The sequence below is a fragment of the Rheinheimera pacifica genome (genome assembly GCF_900108485.1).
Lineage (GTDB): Bacteria > Pseudomonadota > Gammaproteobacteria > Enterobacterales > Alteromonadaceae > Alishewanella > Alishewanella pacifica.
Window position 1 is genome coordinate 66,341 of sequence record NZ_FNXF01000011.1, and the last position, 21,722, is coordinate 88,062.

Annotated in this window: 19 protein-coding genes and 2 tRNA genes; 3 read left to right on the top strand and 18 right to left on the bottom strand. The window is 48.7% G+C overall.

Annotated features, from left to right (window positions below; translation table 11 throughout):
- Positions 1 to 143: 143 nt before the first annotated feature.
- The gene (locus tag BLW68_RS13965) at positions 144 to 1,286 is read left to right on the top strand and encodes an alpha/beta hydrolase-fold protein (protein WP_092794561.1); all 1,143 of its coding nucleotides are present in this window, start codon (positions 144 to 146) and stop codon (positions 1,284 to 1,286) included.
- Here BLW68_RS13965 and BLW68_RS13970 read toward each other — a convergent pair.
- Positions 1,263 to 3,197 (bottom strand): winged helix-turn-helix domain-containing protein, encoded by a 1,935-nt coding sequence (locus BLW68_RS13970; RefSeq protein WP_092794566.1) that lies wholly within the window; start codon positions 3,195 to 3,197, stop codon positions 1,263 to 1,265. The genes BLW68_RS13965 and BLW68_RS13970 overlap by 24 nt on opposite strands.
- A gap of 267 nt (positions 3,198 to 3,464) precedes the next feature.
- Between BLW68_RS13970 and BLW68_RS13975 the strand changes: the two genes are divergently transcribed.
- Positions 3,465 to 3,821 carry a PilZ domain-containing protein gene (locus tag BLW68_RS13975; protein WP_092794571.1) on the top strand — a complete coding sequence of 119 codons (357 nt, stop codon included), beginning with the start codon at positions 3,465 to 3,467 and terminating at the stop codon, positions 3,819 to 3,821.
- On the opposite strand, the gene BLW68_RS13980 is transcribed toward BLW68_RS13975, so the two are convergent.
- The 17 genes from BLW68_RS13980 to rlmE form a co-directional block, all read right to left on the bottom strand.
- A complete protein-coding gene (locus BLW68_RS13980) occupies positions 3,822 to 5,006 on the bottom strand; it encodes a hypothetical protein (protein ID WP_218141377.1) in 1,185 nt (394 codons plus the stop codon).
- A complete protein-coding gene (gene nlpI / locus BLW68_RS13985) occupies positions 4,996 to 5,907 on the bottom strand; it encodes a lipoprotein NlpI (protein WP_218141378.1) in 912 nt (303 codons plus the stop codon). Before nlpI ends, BLW68_RS13980 begins: the two co-directional genes overlap by 11 nt.
- Entirely contained in the window at positions 5,888 to 8,017 is a 2,130-nt protein-coding gene (gene pnp, locus BLW68_RS13990; RefSeq protein ID WP_092794581.1) for a polyribonucleotide nucleotidyltransferase, read from the bottom strand. Before pnp ends, nlpI begins: the two co-directional genes overlap by 20 nt.
- A 189-nt stretch (positions 8,018 to 8,206) precedes the next feature.
- Positions 8,207 to 8,476 (bottom strand): 30S ribosomal protein S15, encoded by a 270-nt coding sequence (gene rpsO, locus BLW68_RS13995; protein ID WP_092794585.1) that lies wholly within the window; start codon positions 8,474 to 8,476, stop codon positions 8,207 to 8,209.
- 127 nt (positions 8,477 to 8,603) lie between these two features.
- Entirely contained in the window at positions 8,604 to 9,530 is a 927-nt protein-coding gene (truB, locus tag BLW68_RS14000) for a tRNA pseudouridine(55) synthase TruB (RefSeq protein WP_092794588.1), read from the bottom strand.
- On the bottom strand, positions 9,530 to 9,973 hold the full coding sequence (gene rbfA / locus BLW68_RS14005; protein ID WP_092794591.1) for a 30S ribosome-binding factor RbfA: 444 nt from the start codon (positions 9,971 to 9,973) through the stop codon (positions 9,530 to 9,532). Before rbfA ends, truB begins: the two co-directional genes overlap by 1 nt.
- Positions 9,974 to 10,044: 71 nt before the next feature.
- A complete protein-coding gene (gene infB, locus BLW68_RS14010) occupies positions 10,045 to 12,729 on the bottom strand; it encodes a translation initiation factor IF-2 (RefSeq protein WP_092794594.1) in 2,685 nt (894 codons plus the stop codon).
- Positions 12,730 to 12,750: 21 nt separating this feature from the next.
- Complete coding sequence (nusA, locus tag BLW68_RS14015) at positions 12,751 to 14,250, bottom strand: transcription termination factor NusA (protein ID WP_092794597.1); 1,500 nt, start codon at positions 14,248 to 14,250, stop codon at positions 12,751 to 12,753.
- 29 nt (positions 14,251 to 14,279) lie between these two features.
- Entirely contained in the window at positions 14,280 to 14,735 is a 456-nt protein-coding gene (rimP, locus tag BLW68_RS14020; protein WP_092794600.1) for a ribosome maturation factor RimP, read from the bottom strand.
- A 289-nt stretch (positions 14,736 to 15,024) separates the two neighbouring features.
- Positions 15,025 to 15,101, bottom strand: a tRNA-Met gene (locus BLW68_RS14025).
- 74 nt (positions 15,102 to 15,175) lie between these two features.
- A tRNA-Leu gene (locus BLW68_RS14030) sits at positions 15,176 to 15,260 on the bottom strand.
- Between the two features lie 13 nt (positions 15,261 to 15,273).
- The gene (gene secG, locus BLW68_RS14035; RefSeq protein ID WP_092794603.1) at positions 15,274 to 15,600 is read right to left on the bottom strand and encodes a preprotein translocase subunit SecG; all 327 of its coding nucleotides are present in this window, start codon (positions 15,598 to 15,600) and stop codon (positions 15,274 to 15,276) included.
- Positions 15,601 to 15,602: 2 nt separating this feature from the next.
- Complete coding sequence (gene tpiA, locus BLW68_RS14040; protein ID WP_092794605.1) at positions 15,603 to 16,355, bottom strand: triose-phosphate isomerase; 753 nt, start codon at positions 16,353 to 16,355, stop codon at positions 15,603 to 15,605.
- 83 nt (positions 16,356 to 16,438) lie between these two features.
- Complete coding sequence (glmM, locus tag BLW68_RS14045) at positions 16,439 to 17,773, bottom strand: phosphoglucosamine mutase (protein ID WP_092794608.1); 1,335 nt, start codon at positions 17,771 to 17,773, stop codon at positions 16,439 to 16,441.
- Between the two features lie 3 nt (positions 17,774 to 17,776).
- Positions 17,777 to 18,610 carry a dihydropteroate synthase gene (gene folP, locus BLW68_RS14050; RefSeq protein ID WP_092794795.1) on the bottom strand — a complete coding sequence of 278 codons (834 nt, stop codon included), beginning with the start codon at positions 18,608 to 18,610 and terminating at the stop codon, positions 17,777 to 17,779.
- Positions 18,611 to 18,698: 88 nt separating this feature from the next.
- On the bottom strand, positions 18,699 to 20,630 hold the full coding sequence (ftsH, locus tag BLW68_RS14055) for an ATP-dependent zinc metalloprotease FtsH (RefSeq protein WP_092794612.1): 1,932 nt from the start codon (positions 20,628 to 20,630) through the stop codon (positions 18,699 to 18,701).
- 49 nt (positions 20,631 to 20,679) lie between these two features.
- Positions 20,680 to 21,309, bottom strand: a complete 630-nt coding sequence (gene rlmE / locus BLW68_RS14060; RefSeq protein WP_092794615.1) for a 23S rRNA (uridine(2552)-2'-O)-methyltransferase RlmE — start codon at positions 21,307 to 21,309, stop codon at positions 20,680 to 20,682.
- Between the two features lie 83 nt (positions 21,310 to 21,392).
- On the opposite strand from rlmE, the gene yhbY reads away from it, so the two are divergent.
- The gene (yhbY, locus tag BLW68_RS14065) at positions 21,393 to 21,689 is read left to right on the top strand and encodes a ribosome assembly RNA-binding protein YhbY (protein WP_092794618.1); all 297 of its coding nucleotides are present in this window, start codon (positions 21,393 to 21,395) and stop codon (positions 21,687 to 21,689) included.
- The last annotated feature ends 33 nt before the right edge of the window (positions 21,690 to 21,722 follow it).

The following is a 21,722-nucleotide window of genomic DNA, read 5'->3' on the forward strand; positions in this document are numbered from 1 at the left end:
GTTAGAAAAATGCGCTCCAGGGCGCATTTTTTATTTAGGCATATTTATCTCAGCCATCAGCACTTCATCAGCTTAAAAACACTTTAGCATCAATTTTTATAGCCTTTTATTTCATATCCTTGCAATAAAAAAGGAGATAGAAAATGCTAAAATCATCCACTGTTATACTGTCACTCATACTTACGTTACTTTATTGGTCATGGCCAGTTTTTGCTGAAAAAATTAGTGCTGTTCACCATGCTGTCGAGCTGAGCTCTGAACTTACCCAACACACATTACTTCTCGATGTTTACCTACCTCATAATTATGCTGCCGGACGTCAGGAACCCTACCCCGTGCTTTATACTACAGCGGGTGACACCCGTTTTGAGGTGCTGCAAGCACAAATTGACTGGCTCAGTCATACCAGTTTTTCACCTATGCCACAGTTAGTCATAGTACGGGTGCCGCGTTTGTCTTTTACAGGCGCAGAAGCGTTATCTGATCAGCAGTACTATGCGCTGTTGGCAAAAGTGCTACGCCAGGAGGTGCAACCAGCTCTTAATACCCGCTTTAATCTGGCACCATTTAACATAATTGAGGGCTATTCCAGCCGGGGCAATCTGGCACTGGCACTGTTGCAGCATGCCAGCGGCTACTTTAATGCGGCAGTGATACTAGCGCCGGCTTTAGAGTTACAGCCAGGTGATGAGCTGGCTAACCTGCAACAAGCCCTGAAAACCCACAGCTTGGTTAATTACCTGTATTTGTCATTAGGCAACTTTGCCAACAACCGCCGCCATTTTGAGCAGCTAAAATCAGCAGCAAACACTGTTAATAAAGGCCAACCCGACTATCACTTCGATGATTTAAGTACCGAGCATTATCATAGTAGCGCCATGATCGGGCTGGAACGGGGCCTGCGTTATTTGTTTGCCGATGTGAAAGTGACAGATTTCTCACCTTTTGTTGATTCGGGTGTATCAGGCTTGCAGGCATACCACCAAAAACTTACTGATAAATACGGCTACCACATTGACATTGCAGACAATTTATTAGGGCTTGGTCAGTATTTTTTCGAACATCAAATGCCAGAACATGGCCAGCAAACTTTTGCAGTGTTATTTAAAACCTATCCACAGCAGCTCATTTATCAGCTGCGCTATGCTCAGGCGATGCTAGCCGCAGGATTAACCCGACAGGCTCAGGCACAGCTTAAGCATACCTTAAAACTTGCTACTAATGCGGGCGATAGCGAGCTGCAGCAATATGTCAGCCAGTTATTATCGCAAGTCCAGCTTAACTAACACCTGCATAGCGTGCTCAGCGCCGGTTGTATTGGCCAGTATCCGCAGTGGCATAGCCTGTAAATCAGTGGCTACTGCATAGTCCGCAGTATACTGCCCCAGTTCTCGCACCTCATTATGCTGAGGATGATAGGCCATGATACGTTGTTGTTTATCAGCAAACAGCAACTGATCGTCGCGCCAGTAAAAGCGCCATTGCAGTATCTGCTGCTGTAACGCTGTAATATCTGTTAACCTGGCATTTTCCAGTAACTTAATGCTTGGGCTATCTGGTGTAGCAATAAACACCTGTCCGCTATTGCTTAGCTGCGCCCAATGTACCGCGCCGGAAAACAGCTGTTGTTGTGTCTGACGGTTAACATCAATCAGGATCAGCTGCGCCGATTTATCCAGGGCTAACAGAAACTCTCCGGCGCTGGTACTGATATGTTGCAGCAACACCTCTAAGTCATCTGCCGGCATCAGTCGCTGCGGCTGAGCATTGAGCAGCTGTTTGTTAATATGTTCAGCCCCCAGCATCCAGATAGCCTGGCCGTCTTGTTGCCAGACAAACGAGCGGATGTACTGCTCAGGACTAATACGTTTGACAGCGCCAGCCTCCTGTAACCACAATTCTTGCAGCCCTGACCGGTTGGAGATAAACGCAATATGCTCACCATCTGGCTGAAACTGAGCATCCTGCTCATCAAAGGGCGTCGCCGCAAGCCGGGTGTTGTTTGTATCCAGTAGCGCAACTTGCCTATCAGTACGGATCCGACTGGCTAGCCACTGATCTGGTGCAGCGGCTGAGGTAAAGTGCAATTGTTGATACTCCGTCAATGCTAATGACTGACTCAGCCTGAGATCCCGATAAATATAAACCCTATCCTTATGTTGCTGTACCAGAGTGCCATCTTGCGCAACGCTAAAATAGGCTGGCTGGTCTGAAGTATAGGGCAAAGTTGTTTGCTTAATTAAACTCAGCTCCGATGTCTGCAACTTATAGGCAAACAACCAGAGTGTCGGTATTGACTGCTGATCTAACCCCATCACATAAAGCTTAGAGTCTTGCCAATAGCTGCCGCTGATCTGCTGCAGTTTTATTGGTAATAAATCAGCGCTAAGCGTCTTACTGTCTGGGTCTACAGCAACAATATGCTCGCGACTGACCGCCAGTAGCCTGTTGTTGCTAACCCAGTACAGTTGTTGCACAGCAAACGGAGGGCAAGCATGCATGGTGGTCTGATTAGCATTCGTCAGCTGCAAGCTAATAAGCTGGGTGCATTTTTGTTTATCTGATTGCATGGTTAAGGCCACAACAGCAAGGTTACTACCATCCGGGCTTATGCTGGGTATACCGTAATAGTCAGCCGCGCTGTGAAGCGGTGTGCTTTGTTCAGTATGCAGATTTTTGCGCACCAAAGTTGCCGTTGCTGCCCCGCGTTCAATATAAAACAGCTGGTCATGGTTTAAGGTGCCGTTTTGCTCATTGGCTACGCCATAGGTAAGTGGCTGTATCGTGCTAAGTTGATAACTACGCTTCGTCGGCAGTACATTTAGTAGCAGGGCGACACCGAGTATTAGCGGCAAACCAACAGCAAAGTAAAACTGGTATTTAATTGACTGCACTGGCGTATCGCCGGGGTCTGGCTGTAGCCGATAGCCTTTTTTCGGAAACGTCTGCAGCACATTTTTATTATCATCCCCTAAATGTTTCCTCAGTTGCGCTATGCAACGTTGCAAGGCATTGGGCGCAACGATGGTGTCACCCCAGACCTGTGCAAATAGTGCTTCCTGCGATACTAACTCCCCTCTGCTGGCATACAATGCTTTAAACACAGCCAGCACTTTAGCTTCGAGCAAGATGGTTTCACCAAGGTACATCAGTTCACCGGTGGTAAGGTTGAGTGCACGGCCGTTAATTATCAGCATCAGACATCGCCTTGGCACACTTCGCTGCTTTTTGCGTGTTGCTCATTAAAAGTGACCACTTAACAGTATGGGAAGCTTGTGTCGTCAAACAGTATTTCCCTTTTTTCAGAATTTGTCTGTGGCTAAACTAGCCAACAATTTTGCGTTAATCAACTCCAACTTAGCAAAAGATTAACATCGCCAGCTGACATTAGCACCGCCGCTATTAGCAGGCTGCTTTTTTGGGCAAAAGCCGCTATGCTTCTTTACAACTTTAAGGGGAAAACCATGGAACACAGACGATTTAGCCGGGTAAGCTTTCAGGGTAAAGCCCATCTGGATATTGGCAGCCATAGTCTGGCCACTGAAGTGCTGGATTTGTCATTGCAGGGCGCCCTGATTAAAAAACCTGCCGATTGGCCGCCGTCGTTACCTAAACAAATGTTACTGCGTATACAGTTGAACGAGCTGCCAATAGAATTAAGTATGAAAGTTAGTGTGGCGCATGCGTCTGATACTGTTGTGGGTTTACACTGCGAGAAAATTGATATTGAAAGTGTGTCGCACCTGCGCCGCTTACTGGAGCTTAATCTGGGTGACGCTGAACTGTTAAGCCGCGAGTTGTCTGAGCTAAGCGCTGGCTAATCAGGGCGCCAGCGCTTGTTGTGCTTCGCTGTAACCCAGTTCTGACGCCTGCTGCATATAATGCTGCCAGCGTTGCCAGTTTTGTTGCTGCCGGGCCAGATAAGCAAAGTAATATTGCACTGGCATTAAGTTTTCCGGTTTTGTCAGGATCTGTTGTGCCAGCTGAAAATACAGTTGCGGCATGGGCAGCTCAAAAGAGCGCATCAGGTTATGCTCTGCCACCACCCGGTACGCCTGCAAATGAGTATGTTTGCAGCTGTCTACCGCCGTTAAGCTAATATCCTGTGCCCCTAACTGCCATTGCTGCAAATAGGCTGAAACGTCTGCATTAGCCGATTCTGTAACAACAATATTAGGGTAAAATTTTCCGCTTTTGCATACTTGCTGCGCTGTGGCTGCGGGTAACTGATATTCGTCGATAAAACCGAGTATATGCATAAACTCATGGCGCAACAGCGCCAGGCTGGCGTTGTCTGGCAGTTGCAAAATACCGTTGTTATAACTGGCTTTACCCCGCCCGGCCACCACCACTAACTGGCTGAAGTTACCATTGGCTACCAACTCTTCCAAGGCCTGATAACGGCACTGCAGCAGGCTGCTGCTGTCTTCTGAGCACTGCAGTGAGGTGCTATTGATGGTATGCAGGGGTAAAAAACATACTGCTAACTGGGATAACTGGGCATCGGTTTGCCATTGTTGTAACAGGTGCTGCCAGTTATCTACCCCGGCCTGCTGGCTGGCAACAGGTTGCAAGGTCAGCTGACAGCCTTGCGGGTGCTGATAGCCCACAGTGGTTACGCTGTTACCCTGCCACAGCCCCAGCTCTGCCCGTTGGGCAGCCGAAACAGCGCTTGCTGCCATGGTGTTGCTATCAAGCTGCTGTTGTAACCACTGCGCAGTGGCCTGCCGCCCCTGCTGGCGCTGTTGTAATTGCAGCGCATGTTGCAAGGCTTGGTTATCGCCCAAATTAGCGGCCTGGCGCATCCAGTGCAGTGCGGCGTCATACTCGGCGTTGGCCAATCGCTGGCGGGCTAATGTCATAGCTGCACCAGCGTCTGTTTGTGCCTGTTGCATCAGCGCTGCCTCGCCATCAGGCGCAGGTTGGCAGGCGCTGAGTAATATAAATGCAAAAAAGCCAGCAAGCTGGCTTTTAATTCGCGTACTGATAAACCGCTCAGGGTTCATCGAAACCTTCAGGGCTGGCATTTTCACCACGCAGCCGGGCCATTTCTAACCGGGCATAACGGTGCTCAACAAACTCAAATACATTCGTTGCCAGTACTTTTTTGTAGTACTCCAGCGCCTGCTCGGGTTGTTGCTTGCTGTCATGCCACTTAGCCAGATAGAAATACACTTCACATAAGCGCTCTGCCAGTAATTGCGGGCCAGATAAATCCTGCATTACCGAGTCCAGTAAAGCACGCTCTGTCATCTCGCCGGCCAGAAACCGCACAATATTGGTAGACCACTCAGCCTGATCCAATATTTGGGCACGCTGCTGCAATTGCTGCTTCGCCTGCTCTGCTGACTGCTCATTTTGCGCCAGATATAACCAGATCACCCGGTAAGCATCTGTTGGTTTTAACGCCAGAAAACGTTCAAAATCGCCTACAGCCAATTCTGTCTTACCGGCATAATACAGTGCTATACCACGGTTTAAATAAGCAAACTCGTGCTCAGGTGCCAGCTCCAGCGCAGAATCAAAAGCTTCGTATGCCGAATCAAAATCACCGCTAACGGTATGATGAATGCCAACAAAGTTGTACGCATCTGCCATATCGGGTTTTAACCGCAAAGCTCTTAAAAAATCCAGCCGTGCCAGCGAGCGCAGGCCAACACTGTCATACATTACACCGCGGTCGTAATACAGCTGGGCAGATTGCTCTTCTGATAACTCGGCGCGATACAAAATTTCAGTTAAGCGGGCGATAGCCAGTTCAGTACGGTAAGACACCGCCAGAGGCTCTGGCGTTAGCCAGCCTCCGGTGGTGGCCGACTGAGTGGTTGCACAACCACCCAGCAATGTCACCAGCAGCGCTAACGGCGCTGCCCGGCGTAACAGCCTATCAGGCATTTTCTTCAACATTAGCAGACTCAGTAGCAGGTTTAGCGCTTGCTTCCTTGATACTCAGGCGTACGCGACCTTGCTTGTCAACTTCAAGTACCTTAACAGCCACTTTCTGGCCAACTGTTAAGTGCTCAGATACATTGTTTACGCGCTCATCAGAGATTTGCGAAATATGTACCAAACCATCTTTGCCAGGCAGTACGTTAACAAAAGCACCGAAATCAACGATACGTACTACTTCGCCTTCATAAATGGCACCCACTTCAATCTCGGCGGTAATAGCGTTGATCTTGTCGATAGCAATTTGTGCCGCTTTTGCTGTAGTTGCCGCAATTTTAATGCTGCCATCATCTTCCAGCTCAATCGTAGTACCTGATTCTTCTGTGATTTGACGGATAACAGCGCCACCTTTACCGATAACTTCGCGGATTTTCTCCGGGTTAATCTTCATGGTGTAAATGCGCGGCGCGTATTCAGACATCTCTTCACGGTGACCGCTGATTGCCTGGTCCATTACGTTCAGAATATGCAAACGGGCAGCTTTAGCTTGCTTAAGCGCAATTTGCATAATTTCTTTGGTAATACCGTCGATTTTAATATCCATTTGCAGTGCGGTAATACCTTCGGTGGTACCAGCTACTTTAAAGTCCATATCGCCTAAGTGATCTTCATCACCTAAGATGTCAGACAGCACAACGAAATCGTCGCCTTCTTTTACCAGGCCCATCGCAATACCGGCGACAGAAGCTTTAATAGGTACGCCAGCGTCCATTAATGCTAAAGAAGAACCACACACCGATGCCATAGAGCTTGAACCATTAGATTCAGTGATTTCTGATACGATACGTACTGTGTACGGGAAGTCATTGAAATCAGGCATTACCGCTAAAACACCACGTTTAGCTAAACGGCCATGGCCGATTTCGCGACGTTTAGGTGAGCCCACCATGCCGGTTTCACCAACACAGTAAGGAGGGAAGTTGTAGTGCAGCATAAAGGTGTCAGTTTTAGCACTTAACAAGTCGTCGATGTTTTGTGCATCACGTGCCGTACCTAACGTTGCGGTTACCAGCGCCTGAGTTTCACCGCGGGTAAACAGCGCTGAACCGTGGGTACGTGGTAATACACCGGTCATAACGCTTAAACCACGGATCATTTCCGGGTCACGGCCGTCAATACGCGGTTCACCTTTGGTGATACGGCCACGTACTACTTTAGATTCCAGCTCGTGGAAAATCTCGCCAACTTCGTTTTTATTCAGCTCTTCGCCTTCGGCCAGCTCAGCAGTCAGTTTTTCTACTAACGCGGCTTTGATCTCGCCGATACGCTCATAGCGTTTGGCTTTTTCAGTGATCTGATAAGCTTCGCCCAGTTGCGCGCGTGCCAGACCGTCGATTTTTTCAATTAACGGCAGGTTTTTCGCAGGCGCTTGCCAGTTCCACTTCGGCTTAGCACCTTCAGCAGCAAATTCGTTTATGGCATTAATGGCAGTTTGCATTTGCTCATGGCCATACATTACTGCACCAAGCATTACGTCTTCAGACAAAATACCGGCTTCAGATTCAACCATTAATACCGCACCGGCAGTACCGGCAACCACTAAGTCCAGCTTAGAGCTTTTCAGCTCGTCTTCTGACGGGTTCAGTACATACTGGTTATTGATATAACCAACACGGGCTGCACCAATAGGGCCGGCAAATGGAATGCCTGATAACGCCAGCGCTGCAGAAGTACCAATTAACGCTACGATGTCTGGCTGAATTTCTGGCTGTACTGACACTACAGTGGCAATAACCTGTACTTCGTTGTTGAAGCCTTCAGGGAACAGCGGGCGAATTGGCCGGTCGATTAAACGTGAAGTTAAGGTTTCGCCTTCAGACGGGCGACCTTCGCGTTTAAAGAAACCGCCCGGGATACGGCCGGCTGCGTACATTTTTTCCTGGTAATTTACCGTTAACGGGAAGAAATCCTGGCCTGGTTTGGCTTCTTTCTTGCCCACTACCGTTACTAAAACTGACGTATCACCCAGGCTGGCCAGCACTGCGGCATCTGCCTGACGGGCGATAACGCCGGTTTCTAAGGTGAAAGTATGTTGGCCGAACGGGAATGATTTTACGATGGGAGTCACGTGTTTGTTTCCTTTACTTAATCGCCTAATTGCGATGTCATTTTTGTCGTTTAATTCTTACTTAGTATACTCTGTAACCAAAGCGGAAAGATAGTTCAGTCAATCGCTAACTTTAGTGAAAAATAGTCTGCACTCTGGCAAGCTGAATTAAAAAAAGGGGCTTAAAAGCCCCTTTTTTACTTAAACCGATTAACGGCGTAAGCCTAAACGCTCAATCAGTGTGGCGTAACGGCTCTGGTCTTTACCTTTTAAGTAATCCAGTAACTTACGACGCTGGCTAACCATACGCAACAAACCACGACGAGAGTGGAAGTCATGCTTGTGCTGGGCAAAGTGGCCCTGCAGGTGGTTAATAGACGCAGTTAACAGGGCTACCTGTACTTCTGGTGAACCTGTGTCGCCTTGCTTAACAGCGTAGTCAGCAACGATTTTTGCTTTATCAGCAGCGCTTAAAGACATATTTAACTCCAAATGTGAGTGAACTATAGTCAGGGAATCGCCGATCACTCATCCAGCAGACCCCAAAAAATCCGCCGTATAATAGCATTTTACTGCTTTTTTACAAGGCGTTTCTACTACACCACCCTTAGGATAATGTGGCGGTATTTAATAAGCGCCGCGAGCTCAGCACGCCTTGTTCAACCTGGCCAATACCAAAGAAGTTATCGCCAGCGCCATGTAGCTTGATGGCGGCAATATCAGCCATTGTTACCTGACAGTTCTGGCCATGCTGTAACCGGTGTTGCTCTTGCTCTGTCAGGACCAGCTTAGGCATATCGACAATACCGGCGTCCAGCGGTAATAGCAGCGCATCCATGCTGCTAAAATCACCACTGGCATGGCATTGTTCTGCCAGTGCATCCAACTGCGGCGGCGTAACCATTTGCGCCGCATGAAAAGGCCCAACCTGAGTACGATGCAACCGGCCAACATGGGCACCACAGCCCAGCGCTTCGCCAAGGTCATCTATTAAAGTGCGGATATAAGTACCCTTAGAGCAGTGCACAATAAAATCTGCCGTGCTGCCATTGAATGCCAGCAACTCAAAGCGAAAAATACTGATAAGCCGGGCTTCGCGCGGTACGGTAATACCCTGACGGGCATAACGGTATAACGGCTGGCCCTGGTACTTCAGCGCCGAAAACATGGTAGGCACCTGTAAGATGTCACCACGAAACGCCACCAGCGCCTGTTCCAGTTCAGCCAGGTTAAACTGCACCGGCTTTTCGCTGATCACTTCGCCTTCAACATCACTGGTGCTGGTACGGACACCAAAGTTAGCCGTTACTAAATAGGTTTTATCGGTATCGAGCAAAAACTGGCTGAACTTGGTAGCTTCGCCAAAACAGATCGGCAGCAAACCGGACGCCATTGGGTCCAGCGCACCGGTATGACCGGCTTTTTGTGCCTGAAACAGCCAGCGCACGCGCTGTAAAATACCGTTGCTGCTAACTTCCAGTGGCTTGTCTAACAACAAAATGCCGTTAACGGCCCGGGCATTTTTCCGCGCCATTAGTTTGCCGGCTCGTCGCTGCTGTCTGTACTGTCAGCGGCATCGGCCACATCATCCAACGCCTGGCCTGACTGCAGCCGGCGACGATCATCTTCCGCCCGTGCAGTGCTAACTAAGGTTGCCATGCGGATACCTTCGTTTAATGACTCGTCAAAGGCAAAGCGAATATGCGGCACAATACGCGCCTGAATGCGTTTACCGATTAAGCTACGGACAAAACCAGAGGCATCGTTAAGGATCTTAAGGTTGTCTTCAACCTTATCATCAGCCAGGCCTAAAAAAGTAACAAACACTTTGGCGTGCGATAAGTCGCGCGATACCTCAACATCTGACACCGTAATCATACTGTGCAGGCGCGGATCTTTAATTTCGCGTTGCAGGATCACCGCCATTTCTTTTTTCATTTGCTGCGACAGTCTGTCGACGCGCGAGAATTCTTTCATAACTGTATTTCCACTGTCTGTTGCAGACAAAACAGGGGCCAAAGGCCCCTGTTTTATTGCTGCGTTGCCTGTTACAGGGTGCGTTCAACCTGTATTACTTCAAACACTTCGATCTGATCGCCTTCGCGCACATCGTTGTAGTTCTTCACGCCGATACCACATTCAAAGCCGTTACGTACTTCACTAACGTCATCTTTGAAACGACGCAGCGATTCCAGTTCGCCTTCGAAAATAACCACGTTGTCACGCAGTACACGGATAGGCGCATTACGTTTAATGATACCTTCCGTTACCATACAGCCGGCTATAGCGCCAAACTTAGGTGAACGGAACACATCACGTACCTGCGCCAGGCCGATAATTTGCTGCTTAAACTCAGGCGCTAACATGCCTGTCATGGCGGCACGCACTTCGTCTAACAGCTCATAAATGATGCCGTAGTAACGTAAGTCAAGGCCTTCATCTTCTACCAGTTTACGCGCAGTGCCATCGGCACGAACGTTAAAGCCGATAACAATCGCAGATGAAGCGGCTGCCAGCGTCACGTCGGTTTCAGTAATACCACCTACGCCGCTACCAACAATTTTCACTTTCACTTCGTCGGTTGACAGTTTCATCAGTGACTCAGTAATGGCTTCAACCGAACCTTGTACATCAGCTTTCAGTACGATGTTCAGCTCAGACACATCGCCTTCAGTCATGTTGGCAAACATATTTTCCAGCTTAGACTTCTGCTGACGCGCTAACTTAACATCACGGAATTTACCCTGACGATACAGTGCCACTTCACGTGCTTTACGCTCGTCTTTTACTACGGTTACTTCGTCACCGGCTTGTGGTACACCGGATAAACCTAAGATTTCTACCGGAATTGACGGGCCTGCGGTTTTAATTTCTTTACCGTTTTCGTCACGCATCGCACGGACACGGCCATATTCAAAACCACACAGCACGATTTCGCCCTGTTTCAGCGTACCTTCCTGCACCAGGATAGACGCTACCGGGCCACGGCCTTTGTCCAGGCGTGATTCAATAACCACACCGCGGGCTAAGCCTTGTTTCACTGCTTTTAATTCCAACAGCTCAGATTGGTTCAGGATAGCTTCGAGTAAGTCATCAATACCCATGCCTGATTTTGCCGACACTGGTACAAACTGCGTATCACCGCCCCACTCTTCAGAAATAACGTCGTACTGTGACAGCTCGTTACGTACACGATCCGGATCGGCTTCTGGCTTATCCATTTTGTTCACAGCAACCACGATTGGCACACCGGCAGCTTTAGCGTGCTGGATAGCTTCTTTGGTTTGCGGCATTACGCCATCATCGGCTGCAACTACCAGAATAACAATATCGGTTGCCTTAGCACCACGGGCACGCATTGAGGTAAACGCCGCGTGGCCTGGTGTATCAAGGAAAGTAACCATACCGCGATCAGTTTCAACATGATAAGCACCGATATGCTGGGTAATACCACCGGCTTCACCGGCGGCAACTTTCGCTTTACGAATATAATCCAGTAATGAGGTTTTACCGTGGTCAACGTGGCCCATAACCGTTACTACCGGTGCACGGGGCTCCAGATCGCCTTCGCCCTGACGGTCAGACATTACGGCTTCTTCCAGCTCGTTTTCTTTGGTCAGGGTAAACTTGTGGCCCATTTCTTCACAGACAATAGCCGCAGTTTCCTGATCAATGACCTGGTTAATGGTTGCCATGGCACCCATTTTCATCATCACTTTAATCACTTCTGACGCTTTAACCGCCATCTTGGCTGCTAATTCAGCCACAGTGATGGTTTCGCCAATTTTCACTTCACGCTCAACCGGTTGGGCAGGTTTATTAAAACCGTGCTGCATACTGGTTGGGGTTTTCTTTTTCTTTGAATGACGGTTAGCACGGTTAAAGGCTTCTTTGTCATTGGCATCGTCTTTTTTCTTGCCTTTAACAACCGGCGCTTTTTTACCTGCACCGCGACGGCCAGCGCGCTCTTCTTTAGCGTCAACTTCGTCTTCAGCCTGTTTAGCAAATTCATTGCTGGTCAGGTGGTAATCGTCGGTGTCAGCTGGCTTGGCTTTTTCTTCCTGTGCCCAGCGTTCGCCGTTTTCTTCGGCCAGCTTGCGCGCCGCTTCTGCCTGCTTAGCGGCTTCTTCTTCCAGTTTACGCAGCGCTTCAGCTTCCTGCTGCTGGCGAATACGCTCAGCTTCTTTACGGGCTTCTTCTTTTGCTGCACGACGGGCCGCTTCTTCCGGATCGTCTTTTAACAACTGAGCCTGTTTAGCATCTTCACGACGTTTAGCATCGGCGGCTTTGCGCTCTGCTTCTTCTTTCGCTTTAGCTGCAGCAATTTCTTTCGCCTTACGGTCTGCCTCAGCACGGGCGTGATCAGCTTCTGCACGGGCTTTTTCTTCCGCTGCGCGGGCTTCTTCCTGCGCTTTTAACGTAGCTTCATCAATTATTGGCTTTTTCACATAAGTTTTTTGCTTACGTACTTCTACCTGAATTTCACGATTACGGCCTGCACCACCCGCTACGCTAAGCGTGGTTTTTTCTTTGCGTTTTAATGTTAAACGCGCAGGTTCTGCCGACTTACCACCATGCTGAGCACTTAAATGTTCCAGCAGGGATTTTTTCTCATCTTCGCTGACTACCTGACCGGCTGCTTTACTGATACCGGCATCAGCGAATTGCTGCACTAACCGCTCAACAGTAGTACCGACATCACTGGCTAGCTTTTCTATAGTGACTTCTGCCATTTGTGTTGTTACCTCCGTTGACTACTTATTTTCTTCGCTAAACCAAACGATGTTACGGGCTGCCATAATCATGTCGGCGGCTTGTTGTTCCGACATTGGGGCTATTTCCAGTAAATCGTCTACACCCAGCTCTGCCAGGTCGTCTAACGTTGTTACCCCTTTACTGGCCAGAACATAGGCCGTGTGGGTATCTAATTCTTTCAGCGCTAACAGCGCTTCAGTGGGTTGTGCATCTTCCAGTGATTCTTCACTGGCCAGAGCACGGGTGGTTAATACTGCTTTGGCACGGCCACGCAGCTCTTCCACTGTTGCTTCGTCCAGACCATCAATGCTTAACAGCTCGCTGATTGGTACATAAGCAATTTCTTCCAGAGTGGAGAAACCTTCATCTACCAGCACATCGGCAAAGTCTTCGTCAATTTCAAGGGCATCAACAAATACCTGACGTACCTTGGCGGTCTCTTCCTGGTGCTTTTGCTTCATGGCGCTAACCGACATCACATTCAGTTCCCAGCCGGTAAGCTGGCTGGCTAAACGTACGTTCTGGCCGTTACGGCCAATGGCCATCGCCAGGTTGGCATCTTCTACCGCGATATCCATTGAATGCGTGTCTTCATCAACGATGATAGAGGCAACTTCAGCCGGAGCCATGGCATTGATAACAAACTGCGCATCGTTATCGTCATACAGCACAATATCAACCCGCTCACCGGCCAGCTCGTTAGATACCGCCTGCACACGTGAACCACGCATACCTACACAAGCCCCAACCGGGTCGATACGACGGTCGTTACTTTTAACGGCGATTTTGGCACGCGCACCCGGATCACGGGCAGCGCCACGCAGTTCGATCATTTCCTCGCCGATTTCAGGCACTTCAATGCGGAACAATTCCAGCAGCATTTCCGGCCGTGAGCGGCTTAAAAACAGCTGGGCACCACGCGCTTCCGGTTTTACTTCAAACAATAACGCACGGATACGATCGCCTGGACGATAGGTTTCACGCGGTAACATTTCATCGCGGCCTAACATGGCTTCAGCATTATTGCCTAAATCAACAATGATGCTGTCACGGTTTACTTTTTTCACCACGCCGGTAACTAACTCACCCACCTGGTCAATATAAGCTTCTACTACCTGTGAACGCTCGGCTTCACGTACTTTCTGTACGATTACCTGCTTAGCCATCTGGGTAGTGATGCGGTCAAATTCGATAGAGTCAATTTGCTCTTCGTAGTAATCGCCAATCTTTACCGAAGGATCATCGTACTGCGCCGCCGATAACGTCATTTCGCGGTACGGGTGCTCTTGCACCTGATCATCAGGAATAACCTGCCAGCGACGGAAGGTCTCATAAGAGCCTGTCTTACGGTCAATATTAACGCGAACTTCAATATCGCCTTCATTCTTTTTCTTGGTGGCCGCTGCCAGTGCAAACTCCAGTGCCTGGAAAATTTTTTCCCGTGGCACAGATTTTTCGTTTGAAACTGCATCAACAACTAATAATATTTCTTTTGCCATTGTTTGTTGCCTCGCTTTGCCCCGATACCTTAAAACACCGGTACCACGTTTGCTTTATCTACGTTATCCATCAGCAAACGATAGGGTTTGCCATCTACTTCCACTATCAACATATCGTCTTCAATAGCTGTTAGTACGCCTTTAAACTTACGCCGGCCATCCTGTGGGATCGCCAGTTTTACTTCAATTTTTTGCCCTACTACCGCCAGAAAATGTGCGGGCGTAAACAATGGCCGATCCAGACCAGGTGACGATACCTCAAGCAGGTATTCATTTGTTATCGGATCTTCCACATCTAAAATGGCACTGACCTCACGACTGACCAGCGCGCAATCGTCAACATTGACACCATCCGCATGATCAATATACAGCCGTAAAGTTGAGTGACGACCAGCCTGCACCAATTCCAGCCCCAACAACTCAAAGCCTGCGGCTTCAACGGTTGGCAGCAATAACTCTGTCAGTGTCTGTTCTTGCTTAGTCAACGAGACCTCCGGAAATTCTGCTGTGGCAGGTTACTTTGTCAGTAACAGCGGCAACAGCAGTAAATAAAAAAAGGGCGTTTAGCCCATTACTGCGTAAAACTGAGTCTGCAGATACGAAAACGCCCCGAACTAGCGGGGCGAATTGGCATCCAATCAACTAACATATCGCCAATGTTAATTGAAAATCTAATCACTTCATAAGAAGTTGGTTGCGGGAGCCCCAAGATTTAAGAGCGAACCGACAACCTTCAGTACTAAAACATAATTAAACTATTTTGTACTGCAAAGTTGGTTGCGGGAGCCGGATTTGAACCGACGACCTTCGGGTTATGAGCCCGACGAGCTACCAGGCTGCTCCATCCCGCGTCCGTAATTGGCGCTTATTATATAGCGCTGACTGGCTTATCGCAAGCATTGCCTTGGCAAACTGCTGATAAATTTGGTGCCGAGAGCGGGACTTGAACCCGCACGTCCGAAGACACTACCCCCTCAAGATAGCGTGTCTACCAATTTCACCACCTCGGCTAAATTAAGAGGATTAATTACCTACAGGAATATCGCTGGTATCGTTTTTCTTCTGTTCAACTTGCTCAGTAACAGGTACTGACAAATCATCCCAGGCATCCACTTTTTTGCTGCCTGCACTGTAGTTACCCAGTACGATACTTAACACAAAAAAGATAGTGGCCAGTACAGTAGTGGTTTTGGTAAGAAAATTACCTGTGCCTGACGAACCGAACACGGTAGCAGAGGCACCGGCACCAAACGCCGCGCCCATATCAGCACCTTTACCATGCTGAATTAGCACTAAACCGATCAATGCTATGGCAACTAACAAATAAACTACTATCAAAATCTCGTACATGCTTATTCCTTTGCACCTTTTGTAACTGCAAGGCAAATTTGCGCAAATTCTGCTGGTTTGAGGCTTGCACCACCTACCAGAGCACCGTCTATGTCGGCTTGGCGAAATAATGCAGTAAAATTGTCTGCATTAACACTGCCGCCATACAATAATTTTACCCTTACTGCTGATTGCGTATTATACCTGGCAAGATGTTGCCTGATAAAAGCATGGGTCGTTTGCGCCTGTTCTGGCGTAGCCGACTCACCTGTGCCTATGGCCCATATGGGTTCATATGCAATCACTGATTTCGCCAGTAATTCGGGCTGCGAAGCATACACCGCATCAAGTTGCCGTGCAAGAACCTGCTGCGTTTTTTCTTGTTGGCGCTCAGTTGCCGATTCACCAATACATAATATGGGCGTTAAACCTGCAGCAACAGCGCGCGCCAATTTAGCCGCGATAAGCTCATCGCTTTCACCATTTAACGCGCGCCGCTCTGAATGGCCAACAATAACATAACTGGCACCAGCCTCTTGCAGCAAGCAGGCACTGAGTTCACCGGTAAAAGCGCCGCTTATTTCATGGCTTAAGGTTTGCCCACCAAGCGCAAAATTACACACTGCAGGGAAGCGTGTTAACAGCGTAGCTGGCGGACACACAACAACAGCGTGTTCTGTTAACGGCAGCGCCGTTAACACGTCAACCATCTCCTCAACCAGTGCGGCTGAACCGTTCATCTTCCAGTTCGCGGCTATCAGTGGTGTGCGTTGCATGGTGCTGTTTCCCTGTAATTAGACGGGCGCGATATTAACCAACCACGCCGGTGCAAACAAGCTTTAATGGCGCCTTTGGACAATCAACTGGCGATTTTTACTGCAGCGGCGATCTGCTCGGCATACTGTTTTACTTCAGTTGCATCTTCGCCTTCTACCATTACCCGGATCAATGGCTCAGTACCACTTTTGCGGATCAGCACCCTGCCAGAACCATTCAGTTTTGCCTCAACATCAGCAATTACCTGTTTCACATGCTGCTTTTCCAGCGGGGCGGTGCCTTTTTCAAACTTCACGTTCACCAGCACTTGTGGCAGCTTATGCATGCCCTGACTAAATTCAGCCAGCGTCATGCCCGCTTCTATCATTGCCGTAAGTACTTGTAATGACGCAATAATGCCATCACCGGTACAAGTATGATCTAAATTCAGCACATGGCCTGAGTTTTCACCGCCAATACGCCAGTTGTTCTCGCGTAGCAGCTCCATTACGTAGCGGTCGCCTACAGCGCTGCGGGCAAAGGGGATCTCCAACTCTTTAAGTGCCAGCTCCAGCCCCAGGTTACTCATTAACGTGCCTACCACACCACCTTGCAGTTTATTCTGCTCTTTGGCAGCACGGGCAATAATATAAACAATTTCATCACCATCAATAACCCGGCCGGTATGATCAACCATCATTACGCGGTCACCATCGCCGTCATAGGCAATACCCAGGTCGGCTTTACGCTCAACAACAGTTTTCTGCAGCAATTCAGTATGGGTAGCGCCACAGTGATCATTAATATTTAACCCATCCGGGCTGGCGCCAATTAGAATGACTTCAGCCCCCAATTCTTTAAATACAGCCGGAGCAATGTGGTAAGTAGCACCATGAGCACAGTCAACAACAATTGTCATGCCGCTTAATGATAAATGGTTCGGCAAGTGGCTTTTACAAAACTCGATATAGCGCCCGGCAGCATCATCAATACGCTGGGCTTTACCCAGTTTTTCTGACGGCTCACACACCATTGGCTGTTCCAGCTCGTATTCAATCGCCAGTTCAACTTCATCCGGTAATTTAGTGCCATCAGCGGAGAAAAATTTAATGCCATTGTCATAATAAGGGTTGTGCGAAGCACTAATTACAATACCTGCCTCGGCCCGGAATGTACGGGTTAAATAAGCTACTGCAGGTGTTGGCATAGGCCCTAACAGGCGCACGTTAATACCGGCAGCAATTAAACCGGCTTCCAGCGCTGTTTCTAATAAATAACCAGAAATACGCGTATCTTTGCCAATTAGTACTTTGCGGGTGCCACGCTGCGACAATACACGGCCAGCGGCCCAGCCTAACTTCATGGCAAATTCGGGTGTAATAGGAAATTCACCTACCCGGCCACGCACACCATCAGTTCCAAAATACTTTCTGCTCATCCTTTATGCTCCATACTGCATGGCAGTCACTACCCTGACCGCCTGCACGGTTTCTTTAACATCATGCACCCGGATGATCCGGGCCCCTTGTAATGCTGCAATAGTAGCGCAGGCCACACTGCCTGCCAAACGCTGATTCACCGGTATGTTCAGTAATTGACCAATCATTGATTTACGCGACATACCTGCCAGTACCGGATAACCAGAATCGGTAAACTGTGCCAGTTGTTGCAACAGCAAGTAGTTATGCGTCAGGCTTTTACCAAAACCAAAACCGGGATCCAAAATAATATGTTGCCTGTGCATGCCAGCTTGTTCACAGGCGGTGGCACGCTCCAATAAGAACTGTTTTACCTCTGCCACCACGTGCTGATACTGGGGCAAATGCTGCATACTACGCGGCGCGCCCTGCATATGCATCAGACATACCGGCACATCAGCTGCTACGGCGACGTCTAAAGCGCCTGGCTCCAACAAGGCTCTGACATCATTAATAATATCGGCACCAGCCTGAACCGCAGCTGACATCACTCCGGCCTTGCTGGTGTCAACAGAAATAGCACAATCAAAACGCTGGCGGATAACCTCAATTACCGGTATTACCCGGTTTAATTCGTCCTGCTCTGCCACATCTGCGGCGCCAGGGCGGGTAGATTCGCCACCGATATCCAAAATTACGGCACCGTCTGCCAACATTTGTTCGGCCTGGCGCAGTGCCGCATCTAACTGCTGATGTTTACCGCCATCAGAGAAAGAGTCCGGCGTAACATTTAAAATACCCATAACCACTGGGCGGCTTAAATCCAGTTTGCGCTGGCGGGGCAAGGACAACAACATAATGGCTCCTGTAACAGATATTTTGGTACTGGCAGTAAAAATAAACCCCGGCATAACCGGGGCTTTAATTTAATTAAATACAACAGATTTAGTGCAGGTTGCCTTCAGAAGGTTTACCCGGAGCGGCTGCATCATCATCCTGGCTGACTTTGCTATCCGGTTTGTCATCTGAGCCTGGTTTATCACGCGGTTCCCAGTTCTCTGGCTGGCGCACTTCGCGACGGGCCATCAGGTCATCAATCTGTTTCGCATCTATGGTTTCATACTTCATCAATGCATCTTTCATCGCATGCAGGATGTCCATATTTTCTTCCAGCATCGTTTTAGCTCTACTGTAGTTGCGATCAATGATGGTTTTAATTTCTGTATCAATAAGAGCTGCAGTTTCGTCCGACATTTGTTTCGATTTGCCCATGCTACGGCCGAGAAACACCTCACCCTCTTCGTCGGCATATAGCAGTGGGCCAAGTTTGTCCGAAAAGCCCCATTGGGTAACCATATTACGGGCTATCGAAGTGGCATACTTAATATCTTGTGATGCTCCGGTAGAAATATTGTCTGAGCCAAAAATAAGCTCTTCCGCCAAACGACCTCCGTAAGCTACGGAAATCTTACTCTCTAATTCAAGCCGGCTTACACTGATAGCGTCAGCTTCCGGTAAAAAGAAAGTCACACCCAAAGCTCTGCCACGCGGAATAATAGTTACCTTGTGCACAGGGTCGTGTTCAGGTACCAAACAACCAACAATCGCATGGCCGGCTTCGTGGTAGGCTGTCATTTCTTTTTCTTTCTCTGTCATCACCATAGAGCGGCGTTCTGCGCCCATCATGATTTTGTCTTTGGCTTTTTCAAACTCGTCCATCGACACCACGCGGCGATTACCACGCGCAGCAAACAGTGCAGCTTCATTAACCAGGTTGGCTAAGTCAGCACCAGAGAAGCCTGGCGTACCGCGCGCAATAACTGACGGCTCTACACCTTCAGCCAGTGGCACTTTACGCATATGCACTTTTAAGATTTGCTCGCGGCCTTTTACATCGGGCAAACCTACCACTACCTGGCGATCAAAGCGACCGGGGCGTAATAATGCGGCATCTAATACATCAGGGCGGTTAGTGGCAGCAATAACAATAACGCCTTCATTACCGTCAAAGCCATCCATCTCTACCAGCATCTGGTTTAAGGTTTGCTCACGCTCATCATGGCCACCGCCTAAACCGGCGCCACGCTGACGGCCTACTGCATCAATCTCGTCGATAAAGATAATACAAGGTGCAGCTTTTTTGGCTTGTTCAAACATGTCGCGCACACGGGATGCACCCACACCGACAAACATTTCAACGAAGTCTGAACCGGAAATAGTAAAGAACGGCACTTTGGCTTCACCAGCAATGGCTTTGGCTAACAGCGTTTTACCTGTACCCGGTGGGCCTACCATTAAAATACCGGTTGGAATTTTGCCGCCCAATTTTTGGAAACGGGATGGGTCGCGCAGGTAATCCACCAGTTCAGATACCTCTTCTTTAGCTTCGTCACAGCCTGCAACATCAGCAAAAGTGGTTTTGATCTGATCTTCGCCCATCAGGCGCGCTTTGCTTTTGCCAAACGACATGGCACCTTTGCCACCGCCGCCCTGCATCTGGCGCATAAAGAAAATCCACACGCCTATAAGCAATAACATTGGGCCCCAGGACAGCAGAATAGTGCCCAGCAAGCTGCTTTCTTCCGGCTTACTGCCTAAAGTTCTGACATCATTTTTGATCAGGTCGTCCAGCAGCTTTTCATCATAGCCACCCGGGATAACTGTTTCGAAGCGGTCACCGCTGCGTTTTACGCCGGTAATCACACCAGAGCGCTCAACTTTCACCTCGCGGATCTGGCCCTGATTTACCTCGTTGATAAACTGGGTATAGCTGGTTTGCCGGTCGGTACTGTCGCCGGGGCCAAAGCTATTAAACACCGACATTAATACGACGGCGATCACTAACCAGACAATCAGATTCTTTGCCATGTCACTCAAGGTTATAACCTCTTCTTACCGATAAATAGATAATTACCCGGCTACTTTACTAGACTTTGAAGCCGGTCGCCACGATATATGTCTCACGTGAACGCGCACGGGACGAATCGGGCTTACGAATTTTTACAGTGGTAAAGGCAGCGCGCACATCTTTTAAAAATTGCTCGAAGCCATCACCCTGAAATACTTTGACCACAAAACTGCCATTTTGCTTCAGTACTTTGTGACACATATCCAACGCCAGCTCTACCAGATACACCGACCTTGCCTGATCAGTAGTGTCATTGCCACTCATATTCGGCGCCATGTCAGACAATACCACATCTACGTTCTGACCACCGATCCGGCTCAGTAATGCGTTCAATACTGCTTCATCACGAAAGTCTCCCTGCAGGAAACTGACACCATTAATCGGGTCCATTGGCAGAATGTCGCAGGCTATCACGGTACCTTTGTCACCGACAAGCCCCACACAGAACTGCGACCAACTACCCGGCGCAGAACCCAAATCGACTACAGTCATCGCTGGTTTTATCAGTTTGTCCTGCTGGTTTATCTCTTCCAGTTTAAACGCTGCACGTGAACGCAGGCCTAATTTTTGTGCTTTTTGTACAAATTGATCATCGAAATGCTCTTTCAACCAGCGGGTGGAACTGGCGGAGCGTTTTTTCTTGGTCATGCTTTCACTCTTGATTAGTGTTATGCGTTAGATGGCGCTACAATAACGCAAATTCAAGCGTTATCTGCGGAAATAGTCATTTTATGAGTTTAACCAACAAACAGAAACAATTTTTAAAAGCAAAAGCCCATGATCTTAAGCCGGTGATCCTGCTCGGTGGCAACGGCCTGACTGAAGGCGTGGTTGCCGAGATTGAGGTTGCACTGAGCTTTCACGAACTGATTAAAGTAAAAGTACCAACCGAAGACCGTGAGCAAAAAGTACTGATCATGGATGCGATTATCCGGGAAACCAAAGCAGATAAAGTACAGGTAATAGGTAAAACGCTAGTGTTGTTCCGCCAAAGTGAAGCGAAAAAAATTCAGCTGCCGCGCGGCTAAGCATATATTAAACATAAAAAAAGCGCCTTTCGG